The sequence below is a fragment of the Acetobacterium sp. K1/6 genome, assembly GCF_034438075.1.
Lineage (GTDB): Bacteria > Bacillota > Clostridia > Eubacteriales > Eubacteriaceae > Acetobacterium > Acetobacterium carbinolicum.
In genome coordinates, this window is record NZ_JAXQGA010000023.1 from 18,072 (window position 1) to 44,423 (window position 26,352).

A 26,352-nucleotide genomic window follows, 5' to 3' on the forward strand; every position below is an offset into this window, starting at 1 on the left:
ATTAGATGCGTATTGAAAAAATTAAAAGGAGATAATTGATGATAAACGAGAATTCAGAACCGATATTTGAGCGCTCAGGCGTTTTGTTACAGCGGAAGTTTTTCTCCTATCTGCTGCCGACAATTATGATGAATGTGGCATTGTCCCTGGGCATGATTGTAGATGGAATTATTGTTGGAAATATTTTGGGAACAGAAGCTTTTGCGGCGGTAAACATCTGTATTCCCATTGTATTTCTATTTTATGCAATATATGCGCTGATTGGAGTGGGGGGCTCCACTGTTGTAGCCCATTGTAAAGGACGGATGGATCACGAAGGCGCCAATTTGAATTTTACCTTATCGGTGCTTGGACTGTTGCTGATTTCAGGATTTTTGGGAATAACAGGTTTTGTTTTTTCAAATCAGATCAGCCAGATTTTAAGTGGCGGAAGTACCTTAATGCCACTGGTCAAAGATTACTATTCGGTGTTAATCCTTGGTGCCCCAGCATTGGTTGTTATTCCCGGGATTGTTTATTTTATGCGCGCAGACTCATTTCCTAAACTGGCTGCAAATATCTTGATTATTGCAAATGTCGTCAATTTGACCTGTGATCTTATTTATATGGGTGTTTTTAAAATGGGGATTAGCGGGGCTGCCTGGGCTTCGGTAACCGGTTATCTTGTTGGGGCCATGTTTGTATTGATCTATTTACTATCCTCAAAACGAAATTTAAAGTTCGTTAAACCGAAGCTGTCTGAACTCAGAAATTGTGGAAATATTTTATTAACCGGATTGCCATCAGCTTTGTTTGGAATAACGGGGTTTATAAAAAATCTTGCGATCAATTCATTTTTGATTATTAGCATTGGTCCTATTGGTGTGGCAACTTTTGGAGTTTGTCTGAATATGATTTCCACCGCGAGTATTGTTATTGGCGGAACAGCTCAAACGGTTGTGCCAGTGGTTGGGTGTACATACGGGGAAAAGGATTATGGCGGTATAAAGGTGATCATCAAAACGGCGATGACACTGGTTGCAATACTCTGTGGGGTTCTCATGGTTATATTTTTGCTTTTTCCCATGCAACTGGCGGGACTATTTGGTATTTCAGGAGATGAGGCGATGATGACTTCCATCCAGACAGCCATCCGGATATTTGCCTTTTCGTTACCATTTTTCGGGATTAATTTTTTGTTGACCAGTTATTATCAAACGGTCAATCGACGCGGGTTTGCCTCAATGATTACCGTTTTTGAGAATAATCTCGTCTTACTTCCACTGGTTTTTTTATTGGGATTACAATTTGGAGAAGTTGGAATCTGGATCGCCTTTGTTTTAAATGAAATGATTGTTTTAACCTTAATATTAATAACGGGTGGGATTATCAAAAAAAGGTCGCAAAAGGATTTAATCCCGATTTTGCTGCTCGAGAAAACAAATACACGTCTAATGGATGTGACGATTTCCAATTCACTTACTGATGCTACCGGGATTTCCAAGACAATGATGGATTTTTGTCGGGAAAATGGTATTGATGCCAAGCGAACCAACCATGTCGGGGTGATTGTGGAAGAATTAAGTGTGAACATCATCCGCTATGGATTTAAGGAAAAAGAAAAAAATGTTATCGATATTCGGTTGTCCATTATTGATTCAGATCTGGTCCTGCGCTTTAGAGATGACGGCCGGCCGTTTAATCCGGTGGCCTATATTCATGATTTTGGAGTCGAAAAAACTTATGGGCTGCGGTTAGTACATGAAATGGCGACAGATTTTCGTTACAGCTATGTTTTGAACTTTAACAATACCATGATCAGTATGTAAATTGAAAAACGGAGGAACAAAATGAAAAGTAAACCCATCAGCCATCCGCAAAAGCGGATTTTAGACAGTGAACTATTTGTGGAAAACACCACCATCAACAATATACCGATGATTATTTCCTTTCCCCCAGATAGTGAAGAACAGCTTAGACAGGTTTTAGAGTATGTGGTACTCAATACCGAGGATCTGAATATTTGCTTTGATATGGACGACAATGGTGAGATTAGTCAATATGTGAGCGAAGCGGATCTGTCCCAGATAAGTGTTTATGATTGGAAGGAGAAAACCAGCGAAGCAGTAGCGAAATCCATGGAAACGCTCGATCTTTATCCTTTTGGTAAGGTATTTAATCAATTTTTGTTTCGCTTTGGGATTATTAAAGGTGCCGATGTAACCAGGGTTCATTTGCTGCTTCACCATGCGATCTGTGATGGTACCAGTGTTAATATTCTTTGTGATTATATTATTTCGCTTTATGATACCTTGACAGCAGGTAAAGAGCTGTTTAAGCTCCATTCCAACACGATGAAATATCAAGTGGTTGAAAAGGCTTATCTGGAATCGCCGGATTGTCAGGATGATAAGGTTTATTGGCAGGAGCTATTAAAGGATGCTGGGGATCTTTCGCAAAGAATAAATGTTACTGATAGCAATGCTGCCAGACGCCATATTTTAGAACTGAAACCGGAAACGACCCAGAAACTGAATGGCTATTTAAACAGTTTTAAAAAGCCGGTATCGCCCTTTGTTTTTATGCTGGCCCTTTCAAGTCTTTATTTTGCGCGCTTTAATAATGCCAGAAAAGCAGTTCTTTCGATGGGTTTTGGCAATCGGATTTATGATGATGAAATCAATCATTCGCTGGGGATGTATGTTAGTACGGTACCGGTAATGACCGATTTTGAAATCGAAACCCCCTTTTCAAAGTTTCTGATCAGTTCAAAAGAGTCCATGAAAAAAAGTCTTAGCCATTCTCGCTATCCCTTTGACTTAATCCTTACAGATCAGCCGGCAGAGGTATCCGAAAAACTGATGAATGTGGCCATTGTTTCCAATGCCACTAAAGCGATGCCTTATCCGGTTACTGCAGGAGTGATGAATACTGGGATTGCCGGGATTACGATTCGGGTAAATTTGGCAAAGGACGATAGCCAGGGGCTTCAGGCGATAGCCTATGATTACAAAACCGCCTGTTTTGGTGAGAATCAGATTCTTAATATGGCCGCCGCCATGGAAAGTATGATTGTGGCAATTATTAATGACCCGGAAATCTCCTGCGCTAAAATTCCAGTGATCGCGGCCAGCGAAGAAAGTCGTTTGCTAAGGGACTTTAACCAGAATGATCAGGTCTATTCGGATCAAGCTCAGAGTATTGTCGAAATGTTTAGAAACCAAGCGGCAAAATTACCAGATCAAGTGGCGGTAGTTTTTAAAGACAAAACCCTGACTTTTAAAGAGGTTGATGAGATAACCACAAAACTAGCCAAACATCTTAAAAAGATGGGGGTTCATAAAGAAACCGTGGTGGGAATTATGATTGACCGCAGTGAGCTGATGGTTGTTTATCCATTAGCGGTGCTTAAAGCCGGTGCTGCTTATATGCCGTTGGACTATAGCTTTCCTGCTGACCGGTTGGCCTATATGTTGGCAGATGCCGATGTCAAGCTGATTCTTAGCGAAAACAACCTGCCAGAAGAACATCTCCCCGACTTTGCCGGGCATGTTATCAAAACGGAAGTGCTAGAAAATCTGGCAGATGATAAGAGGATCACGTTGGAAATGCCGGAAGCTGGGGATCAGTTTGTGGTGCTTTACACCTCAGGATCTACCGGAATGCCCAAGGGGTGCGTGTTGGAGCATGGCAATCTGACTAATTTCTGCAAATGGTTCCAGTCTTACTACGCGGTTACAGACGCCGACCGATGTGGGGCTTATGCCAATTTTGGCTTTGATGCCCATATGCTGGATCTTTATCCCTATCTTACCGCCGGCGCTGGCGTCTGCATTATTCCATCGGAAATCCGACTGGATTTTATTGCGCTCAACGAATATTATGAAAAAAACAAGGTCACCCTGGCTTTTATGACAACCCAACTGGGGCGCCAGTTTGTTCAGGAAATTGATAATAAAAGCTTGCGGGCGTTGACTATTGGTGGTGAAAAACTGCCCTCGATCTCGCTGCCAGACTATGATTTGTTCCATGCCTATGGACCGACCGAATGCACGATCTTTTCGACCGTTCGTAAATTCCAGACCGAAAAGGATTGCCTTTTGATCGGTGGTCCGATTGGCAATTATCAACTCTTTGTCCTGGATGAGCAACTTCAGGTATTACCCATTGGCGCCATCGGTGAGCTTTGTGTGGGCGGTGCCGGCGTGGGACGATGTTATCTCAATCGAGAAGAACTGACGCGGGAAAAATTTATAAAATGGCAGGGTCAACGGATCTACCGTACCGGGGATTTTGTTCGATGGCTGGAAAATGGGGAAATTGAATTTATCGGCCGGATGGACGGTCAGGTCAAGCTTCGGGGACTGCGGATTGAGCTGGGTGAAGTCGAAAGCCGGATGGCTCAGTTTGAGGGAATCACCGCTTGTTGCGTCGATGTAAAGGAACTGGGCGGAACGCAGCACCTCTGCGCCTATTATACGGCTCCAGCGGAAGTGGATGTGGCGGAATTAAAGGCCTTTTTGGCCGAAAAATTGACCTCTTTTATGATTCCTACCGCCTATATGCAATTGGAACAGTTGCCACTGACCCCCAATGGTAAATTTAATAAAAAAGCTTTGCCAGAGCCGATGATTACCCGGGGCGAGATTGTTTTGCCAAAGAATGCATTGCAACAGCAAATATTTGTGGTTATCAGCGAGATTGTTGGAACCGACGAGTTTGGGATCACGGACGACCTTTTCACCATTGGCTTTACTTCGTTGATGGCCATTCGTTTGTCGGTTAAGCTTCATAAAATCTGCGGGATTGAAATAAAAACGACAGACATTATTAGCAATAAAACCATTGAAAAGTTGGAAAAACTGGTAACGAATTCAGCTTCGGCCACTAAGAAAGAGGTAGTTAGTTACGAAAAACAGCCAAGCTATCCACTTACTGAAAATCAGCTGGGAATTTATCTGGAGTGTCAGAAAGACCCCCAGGCGTTACAATACAATATCCCTTCGGAAATAAAGCTGTCAAATCAGATTAGTGCCGCAGCGCTGGTGGAGGCAGTCGGAAAGGTGATCAATCGACACAGCTATTTAAAAACTTATCTGGTCGATGAAAATGGTAGCGTTACGCAGAAACGTAATGATCAGGCCGAGCCCCAGGTATTATTGATAGAATCCACGGAAACGGAATATCCAAAGATTAAGGCGGCGTTTGTTAAACCTTTTGATCTATACAGGGAGCCGCTTTATCGGGTGACTATCGTAAAAACGCCAAAACAGATCTATCTGCTTTGTGATTTCCATCACATCATTTTTGATGGCGCATCCTTACAGATTTTTCTGACCGATCTGGTAGCGGCTTATGATGGAAGTCCACTGGAGGAAGAAGCGTACACGGCTTTTGATCTGGCTTTGAAAGAAGCTGATTATCAGCAAACAAAAGACTATCTAGCGGATCAAGCCTATTTTGACGCGATCATCAAGCCGGAAATGACCGTGATACCTGGTGATCGTAATCATTCAGGGGAAGCGCTGCTGGCGTCAGAAAAGCTGGTAGTTGATGGTAAGGTGGTTGATGACTTCTGCAAAAGTCAGGGAATTTCTCCCAGCGGTCTGTTTATGGGTGGGCTGATTATGGCGCTCTATCGTTATTCTCGAAATCCAGATGTTCAGTTTACCACTATTTCCAATGGGCGGGGTGATGTTCGGGTCGGTCGCAGTATCGGTATGCTGGTTAAAACCTTACCCATCGGTCTGGAGATACAGAATGATGAAGCGGTCGGAGCTTTTGTAAAACGGGTTCAGAATCTGCTGTTTGAAGCGATGAGTCACGAAGCTTATCCTTTTACCAGAATTGCCGAAGCCCACCACTTGACCCCGACGATTAACTTTGCTTATCAGGCCGGGGTACTGGAAGCCGTAACACTAGCAGGTGAACCCTTACAAATAAACGAAATGGGACAGCAGAAACCGAAATTTTCCTTATCCATTCATATCAATTCGCGGGGATGTGATTATGAGATTGAGACGCAGTATCACCAGGGCCTTTATTCCCAGGTAATGATGATGCGCCTGACAGAAAGCATTAGACAGCTAGTGGCTCAGATGATTAGTAATAGTGAACAGCCGGTGAAATCACTGTCGATGTTAGGGGCCGTAGATCGTCTTAAATTAAAAAGTTTTAACGTGACAGAGGCCCAGTTGGATGAAAAAATTCCAGTTCGTCGCTTTGAAATAATGGCTCGAAGTTATCCAGAGCGAACGGCCTTAATTGCTAAAGATGGTCGGCTGAGCTTTGATCAGTTGAATCGTTTGTCAAACCGGGTCGCGAATGCTTTGATAAAAAAGGGCATCAAACCGGAGGATAAGATTGCGTTTTTATTGGATCGCGACAGCCGCCTGCATATTGCCCTCTTTGGAATTCTCAAATCAGGAGCGGCTTTTATTCCTGTTGATCCTGAATATCCGAGTGAGCGGATTGCCGAGGTTCTAGCTGATAGTGCCGCCAAATATCTGATCACCAGCAATGAAAATATCTCAGCAGGATTTGATCGGGCGCTGGATATTGATGAGTTGTTAAAAGGCAATGACGATAAAAATCCAGAGATAGACATTGCTCCGGATAATCTGGTTTACCTCATTTATACATCGGGTTCCACCGGCAAACCCAAGGGAGTGATGTTGGAACAGGAAGGTTTGGCCAATTATGTGGCTAATATACCCAATAATAACTTTGTTCAGGCACTGGTTAACAATGTGTCGACCTTATTATCGATTACCACTGTGGCCTTTGATGTATTTTTGAAAGAGAATATGACAGCATTGCTCAATGGTATCACGATTGCCTTTGCTGACGAAGAACAGGTGAATAACCCCAATGATTTGGCGGCCTTTTTCAAGGAATCTGGGGCGGATGGGTTTTCCGCAACTCCTTCCCGGATGATTTCCTATTTGGAGTCAGAAGTTTTTAAAACTGTTTTGGGATCAGCCCGTCTGATCATCTGTGGCGGTGAAAAATACCCATCGAACCTGTATAATATCCTAAAAGGTCTGACCAATGCGGTTTTATTCAACAGCTACGGGCCCACGGAGATCACCATCTCTTCAAATGCCAGACATTTGGAAAACGACCAGATCACCATCGGAGCGCCGCTAGCTAATGTCCGGGAATATATTTGTGACCCGGATGGCAACCTGCTGCCCATTGGGGTCGTTGGCGAATTGCTAGTTGGCGGTAAAGGAGTTGGCCGGGGGTATCTAAATAATCCGGAACTTACAGCCAAACAATTTATCAGCTTTAATAATGAACGGGTATATAAAACCGGAGACTATGCGAAGTGGACTGAAAATGGTGAAGTGGCAGTGCTGGGACGGATGGATCATCAAATAAAACTGCGTGGGCTGCGGATTGAACTGGGTGAAATTGAAGCCCTGATCAGTCGCTATCCGGGTATATCCCAGGGAGTGGTAACCATTCAGGAAATCAATGGGGTAGAATATCTCTGTGCCTATTATACGGCTGGGAAATGGATTAATCCTGATCAGCTAGCCAAACATTTAAAGAAAAAACTGACTAAATACATGGTACCCACCTATTTCACGCAGTTGGAACAATTTGTCATGAATCAAAATGGCAAGATCGATATGAAGGCGTTGCCGCAACCGGAGCTAACCAAAACTGGCGATTATGTGAAGCCGGAGTCTGATCTTGAAAAGAAAATTTGCGAAGCATTTGAAGAAACCCTGGGGATTAAACCGATTGGGACTAATGACAATTTCTTTGAAATTGGTGGGACTTCACTGATGGCAACAAAACTAACCATTAAGGCGGAAAAACGTGGCGTTAAAATCAGTTATGCCAATATTTTTAAATATCAGACCCCTGGGGAAATGGCTGAATTTATGAAAAATGAGGGACACGTCCCACTTCAGGGCGGTTGTCGGCAACAGGAAGTCCGAAATTATAACTACAATGAGATTAATCGGGTGTTACAATTTAATACCATGGATGAACTGCGAAAAGCCGAGCATGTCGCGGGTGAGTGCGTGGGGAATATTTTGCTGACCGGCGCCACTGGATACCTCGGAGTTCATATTCTGGAGAACTTTATCGAGAATTATCCTGGCACGGCTTATTGTGTCGTGCGTCCGAAGGGTTCCTTAAGTGGTGAGAAGCGCTTGAAAAACATGCTGGTCTTCTACTTTAATAAGGATTATGCTGAGTTCTTCGGAAATCGCATTCAGATTGTCGAAGGAGAAATTACCGACAGTACTTTTCTGAATTGCTTAAATGCGATTAACGTCGATACTGTGATCAATTGTGCGGCTAATGTGAAGCATTTTGCCGCTGGAACAGAAATTGAAAATATTAATGTGGGTGGGGTTCAGCTGCTGATTGATTATTGTATGGCCCAAGAAGCTCGGCTGATTCAGATTTCTACCCATAGCATTGCGGGTACCAGTATTGACAGTCAGCCGCCGGTAGATACCAAGCTGTCAGAAAACAATCTTTTTATCGGTCAGGATCTCGACAATAAGTATGCAAATAGTAAATTTACGGCCGAGCGATATATTCTGGAGGCCGTAAATCAGGGATTGAAAGCGAAAATTATGCGGGTTGGAAATCTGATGGCCCGGAATTCTGACGGAGAATTCCAGATCAATTTTAATTCCAATGCCTTTATGGGTAAACTGAAAGCTTATAAACTGATTGGGGCCTTTCCATTTTCTGGTCTGGAAGCATCCGTGGAATTTGCCCCAATCGATTCCACCGCGGCGGCTATCCTTAAGCTCAGCGAAACGGCTGACCATTTCAGGGTCTTCCATCCCTACAATAATCATCATATCACAATGGCTGATGTGATTGCCGCGATGGGGCGCTACGGATTTGAGATTGCGATCATCAGCGAAAAAGAGTTCCAGAAACGATTGGAAACAGCGATGAATGATGACCGCCTGACCCGTTATTTATCGGGGATCATTGCCTACACCGATACCGGCTCGCACCAGCAGATTGCTTATCTGGGCAGTGAACAACGGTTTACCACTAATATGCTTTTCCGTAAAGGATATAAATGGCCGATTACCAGTGATGATTATCTTCATAAGATGATAGCCGCTATTGATGGACTTGGATTTTTCGAGATTGGTCAAAAATAAAGCGTTCAGGATGAGGATGTAATGCACAAAAAAATTCGTGATAAAATTACATTTGTTCGATATACCACAATGAGATTTAGGATTTAATAAAAATTGAATAGTGATAAGCAGGCGTCGGTTGAAATCAATAAATGCGAAACAGATCTGAAAAAGATCAATGAGTTTGCCGTCAATCAGCAGATGATTCACGGCGAACCGGACAGCCTATATCTGTAGAAATAACCGCTTGAACAGCCAGTGAATGGTCTTGAAGCCTTTCTTAATATTATTGAAGACTGATTAGCACTCGGAAAGATAGGGTAATAATAAAACAGTTGCAGGAAAGGTAGGAATCACGATGAAATATCAAAAAAAGGATCCGCATACCATATTAAAACACTGTCACCGGATCAATATGTGGTGACCCAGAAAAAAGCCACTGAATCGCCGTTTCAAAATGAGTACTATAACGAATATCGAAAGGGGCTTTATGTGATTATCAGCACTGGGGAGCCGCTTTATTATGGAAACGTATGTTTTGAATAGTTTCGATTAGTATTAAAGAAGCCTACCTTTTAGCGCTAGCATTACCTTGAGTCTCTTGGCATAAACCGACTAACTATGCTACGATATTTAAGTTGCTTTAAAAATTCAGGAGGAATACATGAACTTTTCGGAAATAGTTACAGCGATCAACAATTTAGTTTGGGGACCTGTTATGCTAATGCTTTTAGTAGGAACAGGAATCTTTTTAACCATTCGGTTAAAGTTTTTGCCATGGCGTAACCTTGGTTATGCTTTGAAATCAATTTTTGTAAAAACCGAGAAAACGAAGAAGAAAAAACGTGGGGATATTTCCCCTTTTCAATCGTTAATGACATCTTTGGCCGCCACCATCGGTACAGGAAATATCGTCGGTGTGGCAACGGCCATGGTACTGGGAGGTCCTGGTGCCCTGGTATGGATGTGGATCAGTGCCCTGTTTGGTCTTTCCACCAAATATGGTGAAAGTGTACTGGCCATAAAATATCGGGAAACCAACGAACAGGGCGAAATGTCCGGAGGGCCCATGTATGCCATGAAAAATGGCATTAAAATTAAATGGCTGGGATCCACAATGGCCGTTTTATTTTCAGTCTTTGCAGTGGCCGCTTCTTTTGGTATCGGCAACATGACCCAGGCCAACTCCATCTCAAATGCGGTTTATGGAACCTTTGGGGTGCCAACCTGGATTACCGGACTCATCATTACAGGTCTGGCGATCACTGTGCTTCTTGGCGGGATTAAAAGTATCGGAAAGGTTTGCGGCATAATTGTACCGTTTATGGCTGTTTTGTATTTTATCGCCGCATTAACCGTCATTATCATTAATTATGAAAATGTCCCAGCCGGCATAGCTGAAATCTTTACGATGGCTTTTTCTCCCACTGCCATTGCCGGTGGTGTCGGTGGAACGATTATTGCCAGTATGTTAACCGCGATGCGTTGGGGCGTTGCCCGGGGGGTTTTTTCCAATGAGGCGGGCCTGGGCTCCGCACCCATCGCCGCAGCGGCTGCAGTAACCGACTATCCTTCACGACAGGGCTATATCAATATGACCGGCACCTTTTTTGATACCCTGGTAACCTGCAGTATTACCGGCATAGTCATTGCCTCTTCCGGTGCATTAGGCAGTGTGGATGCCTCTGGAAATTTGGTAACCGGTGTGAATCTCACTATTATGGCATTTCAATCTGCATTAGGACCTGCCGGAGGATGGATTATAACCATTGGTATTATGCTATTTGCTTTTTCAACTATTTTGGGTTGGGAATATTATGGCGAAAAATCCCTGGAATATCTTATCAGAGCGCCCATAGCAACTAAGATCTATCGATTTGTTTACTGTCTGGTTACCTTTATCGGTTCAACCATTGCTTTGGAAATCGTCTGGGATACCATGAACGGCCTCATGGCCATTCCAAATCTCATTTGCCTGTTGCTTTTGAGTAATGTTATTGCCAAAGAGTGCTTTGATTATCAAGATCGCATCATCACACCAGCAAGACTGGCACGCAAAGCTTTGAAAAATAAATAAACTAAAGTAAAGAAAACGGGTGTTGGTCTGACTGATGATTTAAAAACCATTGATACCATCGATTCAGAAGCCATCGTGCTGGTGGATCCTGATGAAACCGATGTGACTTCCATCGCCGGTCTGTCATTAGTCGAGCTGGGTTTAAGAACGGAACTTTTCAAGTTATAAAAAATCCGACAAAAAAATCCGTGACAAAATTACTATTTTTTGATATAGTACAAGAGACTTAAAAAAAGAATAAGAATTTAATAAGATAAACAGGTGTCGGCTGTAATCCATGTATTATAAGCCGGTGAAAAGGGAAGAGGGGTGAAAATCCCCCGCGGTCCCGCCGCTGTAAGAGAAGAGTTCCTCCAGGAATGCCACCACTTAGTTGGGAAGGCAGGAGGTAATGCTGACGCTCAAGCCAGAAGACCTGCCTGTTTGTGTATCTCAAACTCTACGAGAGATGGAGGAGGTTTATTTTTGTACGCATTTTTGCGACCTCATTGTCTTGTTTAGAGATAATGAGGTTTTTTGGTGCAAAAAAGTAAGAAATAGGATGGAGAATTAATGTCAAAAGTACTCGTAATAGCCGGGACAACCGACGCAAAGACAGTGATTGAAAGACTACTAGAAAAAAAACAGGATACGGCAGTGACGGTTACTTCGCGATTGGGAGCTGGTATGTTGGATGAGTTTAATAATCTGGATATTTATCAGGGTAAACTGAACAAAGATTACATTACCCAGTTGATTAGAAAGCTTAAACCGGCCTGTTTAATTGACGCCTCCAATCCATTTTCAACAGAAATAACAAGAAACGCCATCAATGTCTGCAAATTCGAAGCCCTGCCCTATCTTCGTTATGAACGGGAGCGGATCAGATATGAGGATGACCCGGACATTACCATCGTTAAGAACTACGGAGAAGCCTGTGATGTTCTGGAAAACTGCGAAGGCAATATTTTACTTACGCTTGGGAGTAATAAGATTGAAACATTCAAAAGGATTCCCGACTTCTCGAAAAGGATTTATCTGCGCGTGCTTCCAGACTGGAAAGTTTTAAGTAAATGCGAAAGTCTGGGATTTAACCCCAGAAATATCATTGCCATTAAGGGCCCCTATAATGAAGCGTTAAATATTGAATTATTTAAATATTGTAAGGCGTCGGTCCTGGTAACCAAGGAAAGTGGCAACATGGGTGGCGTAGTGGACAAAATCAAAGCCGCTAAAAAACTGGGGATGAAAATTATTCTGGTCGACCGGATTGAAGAAAACTGCAGCAATAAATTCTCTTCAATTGAAGAGTTGATGAAAGGTGTGGGAAAAATTTGCCATGGTCAGTTGAATCAGTAAGCGTCAAGACAAGCAAACAATAGAAGGGTAGGCTTCATGTGGAAAAAAGTTTAGATAAATGGATCAGTGTTGTAAAAACCGGTGAAAAACCGGAGCATGAAACAATGCATCATCAGAAGCGACACCATCATCAAATTGGACATAAACATGGCGAAGGATCGGCCATTGATTTTTATGCCTATGCCTCAAAAATAAGACAGTGGAACCCGACCTTTAAAGTGGTTTTTTCCTTTACCACCCTGCTTCTTTGCATTGGGCTAAATAATCCCTTTGTGTCTCTGGCCGTAATCGCCAGCATGGCCTATTTGACGGTGTTAAAAGGCGGACTGCCGCTGGGAGCGTATATTTCGGTACTGATGATACCGATTACCTTTATTCTTCTGGGAACCATTGCCATTGGGGTTGATTTTTCAAGCCAGCCGATCGGGCAGTTTAATCTTTTTCTTGGTTTTGGCTATCTCTTTACCTCAGTTGCCAAGCTCCAGGAAATGGCCTTTCTGATTCTGAAAGTCTTTGGTGCCATTAGCGCCATGATTATGATGACCTTGTCCACACCTTCTTCAGAAATCATCGGGGTGCTCCGAAAGGCCCATGTGCCCAAGCTGATTATTGAGCTAATGAACCTGATTTATCGGTATATTTTTATTATGCTGGATGTTTTTAATAACATACGAAATTCTGCCGATTCCCGCCAGGGCTATAGTGATTTTAAGACTGCCTGCTATACCTTTGGCAGTGTCGCCAGCAATATGCTGGTGGTTTCACTTAAAAAGGCCAATGCTTATTATACCGCCATGGAAGCCAGAGGCTATGACGGCGATTTGGTTTTTCTGGAAGAAGAAAAGAAGCTTCAGGTGAGTCACCTGATAATTGGGGCTGCCTTCATGATTTTTCTGATTCTGCTTGGGATTTTTACGCACTAGAAAGGATTGATGGCATTAATTATGAGTGAACCAATACTAAAGGTCAGCGAGCTTTATTACAGTTATGGAAACGGAAACCCGGCGCTGGATGGGGTCAGTGTGAATATTTTTAAGGGCGAAAAGATTGCGGTGATCGGATCGAACGGGTCTGGTAAGTCGACCTTTTTTCTTAATGCCAATGGGGTACTTAAAGCCGATCACGGCGAAATCAGCTATCAGGGCACAATTATTAATAAAAAGAATATAAAAGATTTGCGCAAGAATATCGGGATTGTTTTTCAGGACGCCGACAATCAGATCATTGCCTCCACCGTCATGGCCGAGGTTGGTTTTGGCCCGATGAATTTAAAACTGCCTCGAGAAGAGGTAATCAGCCGGGTCGATGAGGCCCTAACCTACATGAACATCCTCGATTTTAAAGATCGTCCGCCTCATTATTTAAGTGGCGGCGAAAAAAAGCGGGTGACGATTGCTGATATTATCGCGATGAAATCAGAGGTCATTATCTTTGATGAACCAACCGCGGCCCTGGATCCCCTCAATGCCCAGATGTTAGAAGAGGTGCTACTAAAGCTCGGAGAAGAAGGCAAAACGATGCTGATCTCCACGCACGATGTGGATTTTGCCTATCGTTGGGCAGAGCGGGCGATAGTTTTTGATCAGGGAAAAATTATTGCTGATGGAACGCCATTGGAGATTTTTAAAAACGCGAGAATCCTGGAGCAGGCAAATCTGAAACGGCCAGCCATGCTCGATGTTTATGAGATGCTGGTTGAAAACAAAATGATAAAGGACGAAAGCAACTATCCAACCACTCCCCAGGCGCTTAAAGTTTTATTACAAAAAAATATTCGGTAAAGAGTCATTTAGGTAGATGGTTACGATAGCAGTAATTGCGCAATCGATTTTAAGTTAAGTTGGCTTTGTGAGAGTTCAAAATTGAGCGCTCAAGAATTTTCGCAAACCCTTATAATATATAGATAAAAACTAGAGGAGGAACTATGAACACAAGTTTAACAACAAGAGAGAAGCGATTTATTGCGGCTGCGGCTGCGATCGCCCTGGTATTTGGGTTTACCCCGGTGGCCAGTGCGATGCACATTATGGAAGGTTACCTGCCAGTCGGTTTTAGTGTGGCCTGGGGCGTGATCTGTATTCCATTTTTAATTAAGGGTTACATGTCGATAAAAAAAACACTCAAAGAAAATCCTAAAACCATCACCTTACTGGCTATGGCTGGAGCCTATGTTTTTGTGTTATCATCTTTAAAAATTCCATCCGTAACCGGCAGTTGTTCTCATATGACCGGGACCGGGCTGGGCGCGATTCTGTTTGGACCAGCGGCAGTCAGTATTTTAGGCGTCATTGTCCTATTGTTTCAAGCTATTTTGCTGGCACATGGTGGGCTGACGACTCTGGGCGCGAATACCTTTTCAATGGCGATTGCCGGCCCCTTTGTAACCTTCGGAATTTTTATACTTTGTAAAAAAATAAAAATTAATAAGCATGTCGGTGTTTTTCTGGCAGCGGCAATTGGCGATTTGTTTACCTATTGTGTTACCGCATTCCAGTTGGCGATGGCCTATCCTTCCGAAAGTGGTGGCGTTGCCGCTTCGATGGTTAAATTTTTAGCCGTCTTTGCACCGACTCAGGTTCCCTTGGCTATCATCGAAGGAATTTTAACCGTGGTTATTATAATCGGGCTGGAAACCTATGCACAACCAGAACTTAATGATCTGGGATATCTTACCGGAGGTGTAAAATAATGACAGCGACAAAAAAAACAGTCATTGGTCTTTTAGTGTTGGCAGTAATCATTGCTCTGGTCCCCCTGTTTATCTTGCAGGATGCCGAGTTTGGGGGCTCTGATGATGCGGGCAGTGGGGTTGTGTCTGAGATTACCGGAACAGAGTATGAACCCTGGTTTACCCCAATTTTTGAAACGGCGATAAACGGTGAAATACCCGGTGAAGTGGAAAGTTTGTTTTTCTGTCTTCAAACCGGAATCGGGGTCGGGATTATTGCCTTCTTAATGGGGCGATTTGTGGAGCGAAAGAAAAAAGAAGACGAGCCAAAAAAAACAGACTCAAAAAAAGCTAAGAAATAAGACGGGTTTAAAAGGACTAAGTTTAAAAATTGAATAATTAAAAACAGGTGTCGGTTGCAATCCATTGTATTGCAGGCCGATTAAAAGGGAAGAGAGGTGAAAATCCTCCGCGGTCCCGCCGCTGTAAAAGAAGAGTTCCTCCAGGAATGCCACTGTAGAAATATGGGAAGGTAGGAGGGTATGTTGACGCTTGAGCCAGAAGACCTGCCTGTTTATGCAAAACTCTGCGAGAGACAGAAAAAAGGTTTTATTTGCGTACCGTTTTACGGGCTCATTGTCTCAATTTGAGATAATGAGCCTTTTTTTATACTTGGGAAAATTACAAAATAGTCAGATCAACATTTCTGATTAAAGGACAAAGCAAAACTGTCAGAGCAATTAATATTGCGAGCTAGCAGGGGAAATTGCGAAAATATTGGTTAGCATCGATAGTATTAATTTAGAAATATAAATGGAGGTTTCATAATGAAGAAAAAAGCAACGAAAATTATGAATCAGAGGTGGTAATGGAAAGTATAAAAAACAGAAAAGCACGACAAATCAGCATCCTGGTCTTGATTCTTGGGGCCATTGTGGTGATTTCGCTATACAGCATCAGTGTGGGGTCCATCAATATCAGTATTCCGGATATTCTATCTATTTTGTCGGGAAAAGCAGTGGCAGATGATACCTATGGCCCGATTATTATGAATATTCGCCTACCCAGAACCCTGGCTACGATCATGGGGGGAGCCTGTCTGGCACTTTCCGGTTTGTTGCTGCAGATATTTTTTAAAAATCCAATCGTCGAGCCTTATATTTTAGGGGTCTCATCCGGGGCAACCTTGTTCGTGGGGCTGGTACTATTAGGTGGATTCTCATTCGGATTGAAGTCCCTGCCCCCGATGGGTTTGTTTGCCGGTGCTTTTCTGGGTGCCATGCTGGTGATGGTGGTGGTGGTTTTTGCCGCTCAAAAAGTAAAGAACATCACAACCCTTTTAATCATCGGGATGATGGCCGGGTTTATTTGCAATGCCTTTACCAGTATCCTGACCGCTTTTGCCGACAAAGAACAGCTGCATGGCTTTGTGATGTGGTCGATGGGCAGTTTTTCGGGATTCTCCTGGCCACAGGTCCAGTTTTTATATGGCATCGGTTTACCGATGATTATTCTGGCTTTTGTTTTGAGTAAACCATTAAATGCCATGCTCTTTGGTGAGAATTATGCGATTTCCATGGGGCTCAGCATGAAAAAATTCCGGGTGATTGTGATTCTGATTGCCAGTGTCTTGACGGCAACGATCACCGCCTTTGCCGGGCCAATTTCCTTTGTCGGCCTGGCCGTTCCCCATATGGTGCGAATCACTCTAGGGACGTCAGATAATCGCATTCTGATACCGGGGGTCATTTTCGCTGGGGCCTTGATGACCGGGGTTTGTGATCTTATTGCACGGATGATTCTTTCCCCCATTGAACTGCCCTTGGGGGTTATTACGGCCTTAATCGGTGCGCCGATTGTTGTTTACTTACTCGTCCATAAAACGAAAGGAAATGAGCTATGAAACCAGTAATCTTCACTGAAAATCTGAATGTTGGTTATGATAAAAAGGTAGTTGTTGAACAAGTGGATATTTGTGCCCAAAAAGGAGAACTGATCTGTTTGTTGGGTCCCAATGGGTCTGGAAAATCTACGATTTTGCGGACCTTAACGGGATTGCAACCACCGGTAAATGGGCGAGTTGAAATTAATGGAAGGGATATAGCGACCATCAAAAAAGCAGAACTGGCTAAAAAAATGGCGATCGTGCTGACTGAACAGGTCTCGTTGGGACTGTTGACTGTTTTTGAAATTGCTTCAATGGGTCGATATCCCCATACCAATTTTATGGGAAGACTATCAGCAGAAGACGAAAAGATTGTTAATGAGGCGCTTGATCTGGTTGATGCTGGATATCTGAAAAACCGCTATTATTTCGAACTTAGCGATGGTGAAAAACAAAAGGTCATGATTGCCCGGGCGTTGGTTCAGGAACCCGAGCTGATTGTTCTGGATGAACCTACCAGTCATCTGGATGTTCGGCACAAGGTGGAAGTCATCAGTATTTTAAGAAAACTCTGTCTGGAAAAAGGCATCACCGTGGTGCTATCCCTCCATGACATTGATATTGCTATTAAAGGCTGTCAGAAGATTTTACTGATTGAAAAGGGTAAGGTTAAAGCTCAGGGAACGCCAGAAGAGATTATCAAAACTGGTACAATTCAGAGTCTTTACTCAATTGAAGGGGCTAATTATAATGAGTTGTTAGGGTGCCTCGAATTTTGTTCACCGGTATTACCGGAAGTGTTTATTACCGGCGGAAATGGCACTGGAACCGGCGTTTATCGGGCCGTATCCCGAGCTGGTTTTGGCATGTGCTGCGGGGTACTGCATAGCAATGACATTGACTTGCATGTGGCAAAGGCCCTCAATTGCGATGTTGTTGAAGAAGACTCGTTTAGTCGGATTACCGAAAAACATTACGAAGATGCAGCAGCTAAAATGGCAAAAATGCACTATGTTATTGACACCGGCTTTCCGGTGGGAAAAACGAATGAGCATAATCTGGATTTAATCATTGATGCCATCAAAATGGGAAAAGTAGTTTTTAGCTTAACTGATCAAAGCGAATTAAAAGGACGGTTTGGTGATTGGGCCGAAAAAATAAAATGCTGTAAAAATCCGGCCGAGATTTTGCAGATCATCCCGCCACAAACAGGAAGTGGGTGCTGAGATGATGTTGGGGGTAACAGCTACCGGAGATCCTATTCATCGCTATCATCGGTGTCTGGTGGTGCCTTTTTCGGGACCACGAAAGGTTATCAGTACCGCCATGGAGCATGGTGGTTATCAGGAAAATCTAACGGCGATATTTAATCAGGATGTCAACCCCGGGCCGGGTCGGTTGTGCGAACACATGGAACCCGGTCAGCAGGAAAAAATGCAGTCCTTTATCCGGGAGGAGTTGGGGTTGGCTCCGGACACGGTAGCACGGATGGCTACGATTGTGTCCATGGAAAGTGCGGCCATTAAAAGCGAAACCTATGACATCCTGACCGTGACGGCTATTACCACCGCTAGTCTGGAAGTCAATGGCGGGCGGATTGGTGAGAAAGCTACCAGCTATGAAAAAAACGGCGAGTATATTAATTTAAGACCGGGAACCATTAATAGTATGGTCTTTGTCAGTGGCAATATGACACAAGGCTGTATGGCCCGAGCCATGGTGACAGCAACCGAGGCCAAAACAGCCGCTTGTCAGGAATTGATGGCCAGCAGCCTTTACTCAACCGGTATCGCCACCGGATCAGGAACGGATAACCTGATGATTATTTGCGATAGCGAGTCGACTAACCGACTGACCTATGCTGGAAAGCATGGCAAGCTGGGAGAACTGATTGGTCGGTTGGTGCGGGATACTGTCAAAGAATCCCTCAATCAGCATATGGCCTTAAACCCGGTTACCCAGCATCGGTTATTTGCGCGAATGAAACGCTATGGCGTTACCGAGGGAACCTTTTTTAAAAAATTCAATGAACTCAGTCATAAAGGTCAACGCGATTTTCCCAAATGGATCGATCGTCTCCATCGGTTGGATCAGGAGGATGAGCTGGTAACCATGACTTCCCTCTATGTTCATCTGATGGATCAGCTGGGCTGGGGGTTGTTGTCTGGATCGGAAGCTATCAATGGCGGGGTAATAATTCTTAAGCAGATTGCCAAAGATCAATCAATTAATCTTGACTTATCAACAAAACAACATGAGTCCGCTGAAGCGGTGATTCAAAAAATGGTAAATTCTTTTGTGACGACCCTTTCAGAAATGGTCATGGCAAATGAAATAAAAACAAACTCAGAAGGAGAAAAGAAGAGTAATGAAAAGACAGTTTAAACAGTTAGCGGTGATTGCGGTCACTGCGGTAATGGTAGTATCAGGGTTAGTAGGATTAACAGGGTGTCAGTCTGCTGACAAGAGCTATAAAAGCGAGGATGGCAATACCATCAAATTGCAGTATGCCAAAAATTTTAACATCGAATATCTTGATAATAATAATAAGATAGTCACCGATGGTGAAGGAAAACAAATGTTACTGCTGCAAAAAGGTCAGGAAGCTCCAGAGGAATACAAGGATCTACCATCGATTACCATTCCGATTGATCAGTCAGTTTATACCAGTACCACCCAGGTTGGCTTTTTACGAGCCTTTGATGACGAAACGCTGTTTGACAGCATTGTTGGGGTGCGTTTAAAAGCCGAAGAGTGGGATTTCGATGCGATGAAAAATCGCATGCTAGAAGGTAAAATCAAAGATATTGGCTCTAATTCTGCCACCAGCAGCAGTTATGATTATGAGGTGATCCAATCCCTGAAGCCGAAGATTGTTTTTACTATAACTGGCATGGGTAGTGAACAGCAGAAGCTGATGGAGATGCTATCCCAGAATAACATTCCTTATCTCTATGATTCATCAAGTACCGAAACCGATTATCGGGGCACCATGGAATGGCTTAAATACTACTCTGCTTTTTATAATCTGGAAAAAGAAGCCGCTGAATACTATGATGAAGCGATGGTTCGTATTGACGAAATGAAAGCCAAGGTAGAAAATGAAGAAAAACCAAAGGTTGCCTGGGCCATTGTCTCTTCTGGGAAAATTTATGTTCAGAATGCCGGATCAAAAGCGGCGCAAATGGTTCGTGATGCTGGCGGTGAATACCTTTTTGATGACATTGGGGTTGGCAAAGATGGGGTTATCGTTATAACCCCGGAAGAGTTCTACAGCCGGGTTTCAAAGGCTGATTATTATATTAACTCCGGGATGCCAAAATATGGGCCGGATATTAAATCGATCACCGATCAGGTGCCGGTAGCGGCGGATCTTCCGATTTACAGCAGTGGCAACGTATGGCAGATTACCGATAGTTTTTGGTCGACTTATCATACCATTGATGAAAAATATCTGGAGCTGGCGGCCATTTTCCACTCTGACCTCTATCCGGATGCGGAATTCAGTCATTTCAGACAAATGCCTGCCGTCGCCAAATAAGGTGAAAAAATGTTAAATTTAGTCATTATTATGACCAGTATGGAGCCTTTCCTGACTTTCAGGGAGGCTCTGGTCAATTTAGATAAACACTATCCCGGTAAGTTTAGGGTGGCGTTGTTTAATACAACGGAGCTAGAAAATAGTGAAGTCTATGCCCAATGTGTTGAGGTAACAGAAAAAGCTGATTTCATTTTTATGAACATTCATGGTTCATTATCCTTTTTCAAACCTTTTTATGCTTATTTTAATCAGTTTAAAAAGCAGAAACCTTTTTTTATTAACACTACTATAGAAGAAGAGGTCGGTGAGGTTTTTCCGGATTGCAGCATTATGCCGGAGGACTTCAAGACGATTTATAAATATTTCAAGTCGACCAGCGTAAAAAATTTTAAAAACCTGATCAAGTGGATCGGCAATCAGTTTGCCGGTGGAGAATATCCCCTTGATCCACCGGTGCTGCCAAAATGGAGTGGGATCTATGATCCAGATCGCGATAGCTCCGATGAGACCGCTTATTTAACTGAGCTTCGCAGCAATGGTCAATTTACTATTGGTATTATCATCAACGTATTGCTGGTTCAGAAGGATAATCTGGCTCATATCGATGCCCTGATTCGTGAGATTAGAAATCAGGGTGTCAATCCCCTATGTATTTATTCCGATATGCTGCCGGATCTGGATCTGGGCTGTGAAGGTATCCGCAATGTGCTGGAACGCTGTATGATTCAGGATGGTCAGGTGATTGTCGATGCCATCATCAATACCACAGCGTTTAGTCTGACGATTCTTTCCGATCCGGGGGATGGCTCAAAGCTCAAAGATACCAGCATTTTCGAATTATTCAAAGTACCGGTTTTGCAATCCATGACCACCCTGCAATCATTGGCGGAGTGGGATGAATCGGTGCGGGGTCTGGACCCCCTTTCACTTAGCTTTTGTGTGTTTCAGCCAGAGTTTGACGGTCAGGTGATTGCCTATCCTTTTGCCACCACCGAAAATGAAGACACTCCCCTTGGTTCGAAACGGGTTTCCAAACCGATTGCTGAACGGGTTAACCGGATTGTTACGCTAGCGCATAATTGGGCCAGATTACGGCATAAAGATAATGCCAAAAAGAAGGTGGCCATCATCCTTCATAATAATCCGCCCCGAAATGATAACATCGGCGGCGCCGCCGGACTGGATACGCCAGTTTCGGTTTATGAGATGATGAATGCGCTGGAGGAGAGTGGAATCTTTACCGCCTATCATTTTGAGGATGGGAAAGAAATTATTGACCGTATTACCAGTGGATTGACGAATGACGGTCGCTGGTCTTCGCCGGAAGCGATGCTTAAAAAAAGTATTGACACAGTTAAGAAAGAACAGTATCAAAAGTGGTTTGATCAGTTTATTCCCCGAATCCAGGAAAATCTGGTCAAATATTGGGACGAACCGGTAGGCGATTTTATGGCGGTGGAGAATCAGTTGCTCGTTCCCGGGATTCTCAATGGTAATGTTTTTATCGGACTGCAGCCCCCCCGAGCCTTTGAAGATAAGGCTGAAGAAATGTACCACAGCACCGATATCCCCTGTCCCCATCAGTACATTGGGGTTTACAATTGGGTTGAAAAAATTTTTGAAGCCGATGTAATTATTCATGTCGGTACCCATGGCACCATCGAATGGTTGCCCGGCAAAGAAGTGGGGCTGTCCAAAAATTGTTATAGCGATATCTGCATTGGTACCATTCCCCATCTCTATTCTTATATTATTAATGCTCCCGGTGAAGGCACCCAGGCCAAGCGACGAACCTACGCCACCCTTTTGGATTATATGGTGCCATCAATGTTTGAAGCCGGAGTTTACGATGAACTCGCTGAGATGGATGAGTTGATGAAACAGTACTATCATATTCAGAGTGCAGATCCTAAAAAGCTGCCAATTATTCAGCAGGAAATCAAGGAATTGGCCATCAGGATGAATCTGCATGACGATATTGGCATTACCGCCCAACAAATGGAAACGGATATTGATGGCTGTATCCATGAATTTCACTCCTGGGTTACCAACGTTCAGGCCTGTGATATTTATGACGGCTTTCACATTTTTGGGATGGTTCCGAAAGGTGATAAATTCAGGAACATGCTGAAAATGCTGGTCAGAAACCGTAATGGCACCATCCCCTCGCTGCGGGATGGGGTCTGTGATTTACTGGGTCTGGATCATGAAGCCTTACTGGCTGAACCGGATAAAGCGACCAGTGATGGAAAATCCTATGGGATTCTATTAGCAGAGGCCGATGAAATTGGTCGTGATATTTTTCTGGAATTGGAAAAGCAAAATTATGAACCCGAGGCTGTTGCACAAATTATCAAACTGTTTGAGTGTAGTGATAAAAACCCCACCAGACGATTGCAGGAAACTCTGGATTATGTCTGTCGCTTTGTGTTGCCACGGGTGATGCGGATTACCGACGAGCTGGATCACTTTATCAATGGAATCCATGGGAAGTTTATCCCGCCGGGACCCTCCGGGGCACCGACTCGAGGAAATGCTGGAATTCTGCCCACGGGTAGAAATTTCTATTCTGTCGATCCTGGTGCGATGCCATCCCGACCTTCCTGGGAAATCGGCCAGGTATTGGGAGATCAGCTGATGGAGCGATATCAGAAGGATGAAGGTAAATATCCGGAGAGCGTCTCGATGCTGGTCTATGCCACTGAATCGATGCGGACCTATGGGGATGATATTTCCGAAACCTTTTATCTGTTGGGTACCCGACCCGTCTGGTTGGGGAACACTGACCGGGTGATTGGGGTTGAAGCGATCCCACTGGAAGAGTTGGGACGACCCAGAATCGATGTGACACTACGGATCACCGGGCTTTTCCGGGATGCCTTTCCCAATCTGATCGAACGGGTGGAAGATGCAGTGAATCTGGTCGCTGCACTGGATGAGCCCGATGAGATGAACTATATCCGCAAGCATGTAAAAGAAGAGGTAGCTGAACTGGTTAGCCAGGGTATTTCCCTGGAACAGGCCGAACGCCAGTCATTGCTGCGGGTGTTTGGTGATCCACCGGGAGCCTATGGTGCCGGTACCAAAAATGTCGTCGAAAGTCAGAAATGGAATGACGTCACCGATCTGGGGACCGTCTACACCACCTGGGGCTGTCATGCCTATGGGAAGGATGTCCATGGTGAAAAAATGCCAGAGGTCTTTACCCGGCGTTTTAGCAAGATCAATGTGGCGGTGAAGAATGAATCGACCCGGGAAGTGGACATGCTTGACAGCGACGATTTTTATAATTATTTTGGCGGCATGGTTGCAGCGATTACGACCCATAGCGGTTCCCAGAAGCCGGCCTACGTGCCCAGCACTTCGGACACCGATCATATCGAAACCCTGAGCCTCCATGAAGAAGCCTCCCGGGTGATGCGAACCCGGGTCAACAATCCCAAATGGATTGAGGGCTTGAAAAATCACGGTTATCGGGGGGCCAAACAAATTTCGGCGATGGTGGATATTACCTTTGGCTGGGATGCCACTACTAACGTCATTGACGACTGGATGTATGATGCCATTGCCAACCGTTACGCCTTCGATAAAGAAACCACCGACTGGATGCGGGAAGTTAATCCCTGGGCTCTCCAGAATGTGGCTGAACGATTATTAGAGGCTAATCAGCGGGGAATGTGGCATGCCTCAAAGGAAAGTGTCGAAAAACTGGAAAAGCTATGCCTGGAAATGGAAGGAAGCCTGGAGTCACTTGGTTAAGAGGAGCGAAAAATGATGAAAAATACCGTATTTCCCTTTGTAGCGGTTGTTGGACAGACGGAAATAAAGAATGCTTTAATCTGGAATATCATTAATCCAAAGATCGGCGGGGTTTTGATCAGTGGTGAAAAAGGAACCGCTAAATCAACCTTGGTTCGAGGAGTCTGTCGACTGACAAAGGAAACGGCGCTGGTGGAACTGCCACTCAACACTACTGAGGACTGCCTGCTGGGAAATATCGATTTTGAGCATGCGATTAAATATGGGGAAAGAAAATTTGAACCGGGAATCTTGAAAAAGGCGGATGGTAATCTGCTATATGTCGATGAAGTCAATCTGTTAAGTGATCATCTGGTCAAATCACTGTTGGAAGCAGCCTCTTCCGGAGAAAACATTATTGAACGTGAAGGACTGTCCTATCGGCATGATGCAAAATTTATGCTGGTTGGTAGTATGAATCCGGAAGAAGGGGGATTACGCCCCCAATTTCTGGATCGCTTTGGCTTATATGTCGAGGTAGAAGGGGAAACGGATATCCGGATTCGAGCAGAAATTATTCGCAGACGGATTGAATTTGAACAAAACCCGGCCGACTACGAAAAGAAATGGCATTTAGAAATGAAAACCTTATCCAACCAGATTGAAGGCGCCTGGGATCAAATCGATGCTATTGTCGTTTCAGAAAATGCCATGAATCTGGCGGCATCGATGGTCAAGGAAGCCAATTGTGCTGGACATCGGGCCGAGCTGGTGATTATTGAAACCGCTCGGGCCATAGCCGCCCAGGATGGACGAAAGGTACTGAATATTTCAGATATCAAAGAAGCTGCTAAATATGCGCTGCCCCATCGTGTCCGGGAAGCAGACAGTGTGCCGGAGGCTACGCCGCCGACAGCGCCTGAGACGCCAGAAGAATCGGAAGAGCAGGACCAGCAGGCGCCTGATCAATCTCAATCGGAACCGGAAGTAGCGGATCATCCCGAAAACCCTTCCTCAGAAAATTCGGAATCATCGGAAGAACATCAGGAACAGCCACCGCAAGAGCAGCCAGAATCAGCAGAGCCGGAGAATGAGACGACCGATCAGAGTGATCCGGAGGATGATTTCTATCAGGGCGAAACAGAAAATCTGGATGCACCGGAATCTGTTTTTCAGATTGCCCGCTGGATTTCAGACAGTGAAAAAGCGACGATCTCCAAAGGCAGTGGAAAACGGAGCCTGATGGTAACCACGTCGCTTCAGGGACGGTATGTGCGGAACCGCTCTCCGATAAATGGTGAAATCCGGGACATAGCCTTGGACGCCACGCTTCGGACCGCTGCACCCTATCAGAAAGACCGGGAAAAGGATGGGATGGCAATTGCCATTAAAAAATCCGATATCCGGGTGAAGATTCGGGAAAAACGAACTGGAAATACGATTATTTTTGTCGTTGATGCCAGTGGTTCCATGGGGGCCAATAAACGGATGAAGGCTGTCAAGGGTGCCATTGTGGCGATGCTCAACGATGCCTATCAGAAGCGGGATAAGGTCGGGATGATTGTTTTCAAACATGATGCCGCCGAATTGGCTCTGGGTGTGACCAGAAGTGTTGAGTTAGCCGAAAAGAAACTGGTAACGCTGCCTACTGGGGGAAGAACACCTCTGGCAGCAGGGTTGAATATGGCTTACGAGGTGGTGAAGGCCGGAAAATATAAAGACGCGGATATGCTGCCGGTAATCGTCCTGATTTCGGATGGCCGGGCCACCTACAGCGACCGGGGTGATCCTTTTGAAGAAGCCATGAAAGCCGCTGGAAAGATTCGGGTCGAAAAGATAAAAACCATTGTCATCGATACCGATGAGCGTTTTGTAAAACTAAAGTTGGCTGAAAAACTAGCGAAACAAATGGATGCTGACCGCTATCAGATTGATGAGCTGAAAGCCATGAGTCTGGTCACTGCGGTTTCGCTTTCCTTATAATCAGCAAATGTC

The 26,352-nt window shown here is 44.3% G+C and carries 16 protein-coding genes and 2 riboswitches; all 16 genes read left to right on the plus strand.

The genetic code is table 11. The features are described from left to right. Positions 1-38: 38 nt before the first annotated feature. The 16 genes from U2P91_RS15580 (at position 39) to U2P91_RS15655 (ending at position 26,340) form a co-directional block, all read left to right on the plus strand. Positions 39-1,808: an MATE family efflux transporter gene (locus U2P91_RS15580; protein WP_111889224.1), complete on the plus strand. Its 1,770-nt coding sequence runs from the start codon at positions 39-41 to the stop codon at positions 1,806-1,808. A gap of 21 nt (positions 1,809-1,829) precedes the next feature. Next, positions 1,830-9,131 carry a non-ribosomal peptide synthetase gene (locus tag U2P91_RS15585; RefSeq protein WP_322519974.1) on the plus strand — a complete coding sequence of 2,434 codons (7,302 nt, stop codon included), beginning with the start codon at positions 1,830-1,832 and terminating at the stop codon, positions 9,129-9,131. A gap of 93 nt (positions 9,132-9,224) precedes the next feature. Beyond that, on the plus strand, positions 9,225-9,347 hold the full coding sequence (locus U2P91_RS15590) for a hypothetical protein (RefSeq protein WP_256372197.1): 123 nt from the start codon (positions 9,225-9,227) through the stop codon (positions 9,345-9,347). 183 nt (positions 9,348-9,530) lie between these two features. Next, positions 9,531-9,656, plus strand: a complete 126-nt coding sequence (locus tag U2P91_RS15595; protein WP_242988524.1) for a peptide-methionine (R)-S-oxide reductase — start codon at positions 9,531-9,533, stop codon at positions 9,654-9,656. 118 nt (positions 9,657-9,774) lie between these two features. Then, positions 9,775-11,187, plus strand: coding sequence for an alanine/glycine:cation symporter family protein (locus tag U2P91_RS15600; RefSeq protein ID WP_111889228.1), 1,413 nt, complete (start codon positions 9,775-9,777; stop codon positions 11,185-11,187). 242 nt (positions 11,188-11,429) lie between these two features. Then, positions 11,430-11,625: riboswitch (cobalamin riboswitch) on the plus strand. Between the two features lie 114 nt (positions 11,626-11,739). Beyond that, the gene (cobK, locus tag U2P91_RS15605; protein ID WP_111889229.1) at positions 11,740-12,525 is read left to right on the plus strand and encodes a precorrin-6A reductase; all 786 of its coding nucleotides are present in this window, start codon (positions 11,740-11,742) and stop codon (positions 12,523-12,525) included. A 104-nt stretch (positions 12,526-12,629) separates the two neighbouring features. Further along, positions 12,630-13,448: a cobalt ECF transporter T component CbiQ gene (cbiQ, locus tag U2P91_RS15610; protein ID WP_111889801.1), complete on the plus strand. Its 819-nt coding sequence runs from the start codon at positions 12,630-12,632 to the stop codon at positions 13,446-13,448. Between the two features lie 21 nt (positions 13,449-13,469). Next, positions 13,470-14,306 (plus strand): energy-coupling factor ABC transporter ATP-binding protein, encoded by an 837-nt coding sequence (locus U2P91_RS15615; RefSeq protein WP_111889802.1) that lies wholly within the window; start codon positions 13,470-13,472, stop codon positions 14,304-14,306. A gap of 143 nt (positions 14,307-14,449) precedes the next feature. Next, complete coding sequence (locus U2P91_RS15620) at positions 14,450-15,214, plus strand: energy-coupling factor ABC transporter permease (protein ID WP_111889230.1); 765 nt, start codon at positions 14,450-14,452, stop codon at positions 15,212-15,214. Continuing rightward, complete coding sequence (locus U2P91_RS15625; protein WP_111889231.1) at positions 15,214-15,555, plus strand: energy-coupling factor ABC transporter substrate-binding protein; 342 nt, start codon at positions 15,214-15,216, stop codon at positions 15,553-15,555. The genes U2P91_RS15620 and U2P91_RS15625 overlap by 1 nt, the downstream gene beginning before the upstream one ends. A 28-nt stretch (positions 15,556-15,583) precedes the next feature. Next, a riboswitch (cobalamin riboswitch) is annotated at positions 15,584-15,782 on the plus strand. 279 nt (positions 15,783-16,061) lie between these two features. Next, complete coding sequence (locus U2P91_RS15630; protein WP_111889232.1) at positions 16,062-17,096, plus strand: FecCD family ABC transporter permease; 1,035 nt, start codon at positions 16,062-16,064, stop codon at positions 17,094-17,096. Beyond that, entirely contained in the window at positions 17,093-18,304 is a 1,212-nt protein-coding gene (locus tag U2P91_RS15635) for an ABC transporter ATP-binding protein (RefSeq protein WP_111889233.1), read from the plus strand. Before U2P91_RS15630 ends, U2P91_RS15635 begins: the two co-directional genes overlap by 4 nt. A 1-nt stretch (position 18,305) precedes the next feature. Further along, positions 18,306-19,463 carry an adenosylcobinamide amidohydrolase gene (locus U2P91_RS15640; RefSeq protein WP_111889234.1) on the plus strand — a complete coding sequence of 386 codons (1,158 nt, stop codon included), beginning with the start codon at positions 18,306-18,308 and terminating at the stop codon, positions 19,461-19,463. Continuing rightward, positions 19,447-20,619, plus strand: a complete 1,173-nt coding sequence (locus U2P91_RS15645; protein WP_111889235.1) for an ABC transporter substrate-binding protein — start codon at positions 19,447-19,449, stop codon at positions 20,617-20,619. The genes U2P91_RS15640 and U2P91_RS15645 overlap by 17 nt, the downstream gene beginning before the upstream one ends. Before the next feature lie 9 nt (positions 20,620-20,628). Next, on the plus strand, positions 20,629-24,378 hold the full coding sequence (gene cobN / locus U2P91_RS15650; RefSeq protein ID WP_111889236.1) for a cobaltochelatase subunit CobN: 3,750 nt from the start codon (positions 20,629-20,631) through the stop codon (positions 24,376-24,378). 12 nt (positions 24,379-24,390) lie between these two features. Then, positions 24,391-26,340: a VWA domain-containing protein gene (locus U2P91_RS15655; protein ID WP_242988526.1), complete on the plus strand. Its 1,950-nt coding sequence runs from the start codon at positions 24,391-24,393 to the stop codon at positions 26,338-26,340. Positions 26,341-26,352: the final 12 nt, after the last annotated feature.

What these genes read in the sequence shown, in the direction of transcription:
- U2P91_RS15580 (WP_111889224.1), top strand. Translation starts at nt 39, where the DNA reads ATGATAAACGAGAATTCAGAACCGATATTTGAGCGCTCAGGCGTTTTG.
- U2P91_RS15585 (WP_322519974.1), top strand. Translation starts at nt 1,830, where the DNA reads ATGAAAAGTAAACCCATCAGCCATCCGCAAAAGCGGATTTTAGACAGT.
- U2P91_RS15600 (WP_111889228.1), top strand. Translation starts at nt 9,775, where the DNA reads ATGAACTTTTCGGAAATAGTTACAGCGATCAACAATTTAGTTTGGGGA.
- cobK (WP_111889229.1), top strand. Translation starts at nt 11,740, where the DNA reads ATGTCAAAAGTACTCGTAATAGCCGGGACAACCGACGCAAAGACAGTG.
- cbiQ (WP_111889801.1), top strand. Translation starts at nt 12,630, where the DNA reads ATGCATCATCAGAAGCGACACCATCATCAAATTGGACATAAACATGGC.
- U2P91_RS15615 (WP_111889802.1), top strand. Translation starts at nt 13,470, where the DNA reads ATGAGTGAACCAATACTAAAGGTCAGCGAGCTTTATTACAGTTATGGA.
- U2P91_RS15620 (WP_111889230.1), top strand. Translation starts at nt 14,450, where the DNA reads ATGAACACAAGTTTAACAACAAGAGAGAAGCGATTTATTGCGGCTGCG.
- U2P91_RS15625 (WP_111889231.1), top strand. Translation starts at nt 15,214, where the DNA reads ATGACAGCGACAAAAAAAACAGTCATTGGTCTTTTAGTGTTGGCAGTA.
- U2P91_RS15630 (WP_111889232.1), top strand. Translation starts at nt 16,062, where the DNA reads ATGGAAAGTATAAAAAACAGAAAAGCACGACAAATCAGCATCCTGGTC.
- U2P91_RS15635 (WP_111889233.1), top strand. Translation starts at nt 17,093, where the DNA reads ATGAAACCAGTAATCTTCACTGAAAATCTGAATGTTGGTTATGATAAA.
- U2P91_RS15640 (WP_111889234.1), top strand. Translation starts at nt 18,306, where the DNA reads ATGATGTTGGGGGTAACAGCTACCGGAGATCCTATTCATCGCTATCAT.
- U2P91_RS15645 (WP_111889235.1), top strand. Translation starts at nt 19,447, where the DNA reads ATGAAAAGACAGTTTAAACAGTTAGCGGTGATTGCGGTCACTGCGGTA.
- cobN (WP_111889236.1), top strand. Translation starts at nt 20,629, where the DNA reads ATGTTAAATTTAGTCATTATTATGACCAGTATGGAGCCTTTCCTGACT.
- U2P91_RS15655 (WP_242988526.1), top strand. Translation starts at nt 24,391, where the DNA reads ATGATGAAAAATACCGTATTTCCCTTTGTAGCGGTTGTTGGACAGACG.